The sequence below is a fragment of the Bradyrhizobium sp. genome (assembly GCF_030697065.1).
In the GTDB taxonomy this organism is placed as follows: domain Bacteria; phylum Pseudomonadota; class Alphaproteobacteria; order Rhizobiales; family Xanthobacteraceae; genus Bradyrhizobium.
In genome coordinates this window covers 1-3508 of the sequence record NZ_JAUYQU010000154.1, presented here as the reverse complement: position 1 = coordinate 3508, position 3508 = coordinate 1, and the positions used below count along the sequence as shown (strand labels likewise).

General features: G+C 68.8%; 2 protein-coding genes. Both read left to right on the top strand.

The window, feature by feature from the left end; genetic code table 11:
- Positions 1-1152 (top strand): UDP-glucose/GDP-mannose dehydrogenase family protein (locus Q8R73_RS12125; RefSeq protein ID WP_305719787.1); only part of this gene is annotated, 1152 nt, incomplete at its 5' end.
- A gap of 175 nt (positions 1153-1327) precedes the next feature.
- On the top strand, positions 1328-3508 hold a 2181-nt coding region (gene hrpB, locus Q8R73_RS12120), incomplete at its 3' end, for an ATP-dependent helicase HrpB (RefSeq protein WP_305719786.1).

Below are 3508 nucleotides of genomic sequence, written 5' to 3'. Positions count from 1 at the left end.
CTGGTCGCCGCCAATGTGAAGGCCGGCCGGCTGGATTTCACCACCGAACTCGCCGCACCGGTCGCCGCGGCCGACGCGGTGTTCATCGCGGTCGGCACGCCGTCGCGGCGCGGCGACGGTCATGCCGACCTGAGCTACGTCCACATCGCCGCGCGCGAGATCGCCGCGGCGCTTTCCGGCTTCACGGTGGTGGTGACCAAATCGACCGTGCCGGTCGGCACCGGCGACGAGGTCGAGCGCCTGATTCGCGAGGCCAATCCGGCGGCCGAGGTCGCGGTCGCTTCCAATCCGGAATTCCTGCGCGAGGGAGCGGCGATCCGCGACTTCAAGTTTCCCGACCGCATCGTGGTGGGAACGTCGGATGAGCGTGCGAGAAAAGTGCTCGGCGACATCTACCGCCCGCTGTCGCTGAACCAGGCGCCGCTGATGTTCACGGCGCGGCGTACCGCGGAGCTGATCAAGTACGCCGCCAACGCCTTCCTCGCCACCAAGATCACCTTCATCAACGAGATCGCCGATCTCGCCGAAAAGGTCGGCGCCGATGTGCAGGAAGTCGCGCGCGGCATCGGGCTCGACAATCGCATCGGGTCGAAATTCCTGCATGCCGGTCCCGGTTTCGGCGGCTCCTGCTTTCCGAAGGACACCCGCGCGCTGGTCAAGATCGCGCTCGATCACGACGTCCATCTGCGGATCGTCGAGGCGGTGCTGGCGGTCAACGACAACCGCAAGCGCGCGATGGCGCGCAAGGTGTCGAACGCGGCCGGCGGCAGCCTGCGCGGCAAGACCGTCGCGGTGCTCGGCCTCACCTTCAAGCCCGATACCGACGACATGCGCGAAGCGCCCTCGATCCCGCTCGTCACCGGCCTGCTCGACATGGGCGCCAGGGTGCGCGCGCACGATCCCGTCGGCATGGAACAGGCGCGCCGCGAACTGCCCGATATCGAATATTGCGATGATCCCTATGCCTGCGTGCGCGGTGCCGACGCCATGGTGGTGGTGACCGAGTGGGTGCAGTACCGCACGCTCGACCTGGCGCGGCTGAAAAGCGAACTGGCGCAGCCGGTGGTGGTCGATCTGCGCAACATCTATCGCCCCGAGGAGATGGCGGCGCACGGGTTTACCTACGAGAGCGTCGGGCGCGGGGCGATCTGACGTCTTCCTTGCCCTCTCCCCTTGTGGGAGAGGGTGGCGCGATGCGAAGCATCGCGACGGGTGAGGGGTTGCCTCCGCGCGGATAGAGACCCCTCATCCGGCAGCCTTCGGCTGCCACCTTCTCCCACAAGGGGAGAAGGGAAGGAAGAAATCCGCCATTACGATAAAGGTTTCCTTGCCACGCACTTTCGACACCCCGCTTCCGATCGACGCCGTACTGGACCAGTTGTCCCGTACGCTCGCGGACCACAATGCCGCGGTGCTGGTGGCGCCGCCCGGCGCCGGCAAGACCACGCGGGTGCCGCTGGCGCTGCTGGATGCGCCGTGGCTGGCCGGCAAAAAGATCATCATGCTGGAGCCGCGCCGGATCGCGGCCCGCGCCAGCGCCGAGCGCATGGCCAGGACGCTGGGTGAACGCGCCGGCGAGACCGTTGGCTACCGCGTCCGCTTCGGCTCAAAGGTCTCGCGGACGACCCGGATAGAAGTCGTCACCGAGGGCATTTTCTCGCGGCAGATTCTCGACGATCCCGAACTCACGGGCGTCGCGGCGGTGCTGTTCGACGAATTCCACGAGCGTTCACTCGATGCCGATCTCGGGCTGGCGCTGGCGCGCGACGCGCAGGTTGGCCTGCGCGAGGATCTGCGCATCCTCGTGATGTCGGCGACGCTGGATGGCGCGCGCGTCGCCAGACTGCTCGGCGATGCGCCTGTCATTTCCAGCGAGGGCCGCGCCTTTGCCGTCGATACCCGCTATCTCGGTCGCAAGGCCGATGCGCCGCTGGAACGGCAGATGGCGGACGCGATCGCGATGGCGCTGCGCGCCGATCCGGGCTCGGTGCTGGCGTTCCTGCCGGGGGCGGCGGAAATCCGCCGCACGCAAACCTTTCTCGGCGAGCGCATTCACGATGCGTCGATCGAGATCGTGCCGCTGTTCGGCGCGCTCGACGCCGCCGTGCAGGACCGGGCCATTGCGCCGGCCCCGAAAGGTCAGCGCAAGGTGGTGCTGGCGACCTCGATCGCGGAGACCTCGCTGACCATCGAGGGCGTCCGCATCGTGGTCGATTCCGGAATGGCGCGGGTGCCGCGCTACGAGCCGGATATTGGCCTCACGCGTCTCGAGACCGTGCGCGCCTCGCGCGCCGCGGTCGATCAGCGCCGCGGTCGCGCCGGCCGCACCGAGCCCGGCGTCTGTTACCGGCTGTGGGACGAGCCGCAGACCGCGTCGCTCGCAGCCTATACCCAGCCCGAAATCCTTTCCGCCGACCTGTCCTCGCTGGTGCTCGACCTCGCGCAATGGGGCGTCAGCGACCCCGCCACGCTGGCGTTTCTCGATCCGCCGCCGACCCCCGCGCTGAAAGAGGCGCGCAGCCTGCTCGGCGAACTCGGCGCGCTCGATTCGGATGGACGGATCACGCCGGAAGGCAAGAGCCTGCGCGCGCTGGCGCTGCCGCCGCGGCTGGCGCGGATGATCGTGGACTCGCACCGTCTCGGCGCCGGCGAGGAAGCCGCCGACATTGCCGCGGTGCTGACCGAGCGCGGCCTCGGCGGCGACAGCGTCGATCTCGATTTCAGGCTGGATCAGTTCCGCCGCGACCGTTCGCAGCGGTCGAGCAGCGCGCGCAGCCTGGCGCAGCGCTGGGCGTCGCAGGTCGCGGCCACCGAGGGCGCGCCCGCCGAGGACACGGCGCCCTCGACCGGCGTGATGCTGGCACTTGCCTTTCCCGACCGTGTCGCACGCAACCGCGGCAATGGCAGTTTTGTGCTCGCCAATGGCCGCGGCGCCGCCGTCGACCAGACCTCGGCGCTGGCGCGCGCGCCCTATATCGCGGTCGCCGAACTCACCGGCACGGCCGCCAACGGCCGCATCCTGCTGGCGGCGCCGATCCTGCAATCCGACATCGAATTGCGCTTCGCCGACCAGATCGAGAACACAGACGAGATTTCGTTCGATCGCGGCGCGATGGCGTTGCGGGCGCGGCGCAGAAAGACGCTACACGCGATCACGCTGTCGGAGACGCCGCTGGCGCTGAAGCCGTCGGCGGCAACCGCAGCCGTGCTGGCCGACGGACTGGTCGCCGCCGGCCTCGACCGGCTGCCCTGGTCGAAGTCGGCGAAGCAATGGCGCGACCGGGTGATGTTCCTGCGCAAGGCCGAAGGTGACTCATGGCCGGATTTGTCCGATGCCGCGCTAGCCGAGCAGCGCGAGGCGTGGCTAGTGCCGGCGCTGTACGACAAGACGGCGCTGAAGGATGTATCGGCGGGCGATCTTTCGGATGCGCTGATGACGCTGCTACCGTGGGATTTGCGCGCGAGGCTGGAGCGCGAAGCGCCGACCCATTTCGAGGCGCCGACCGGC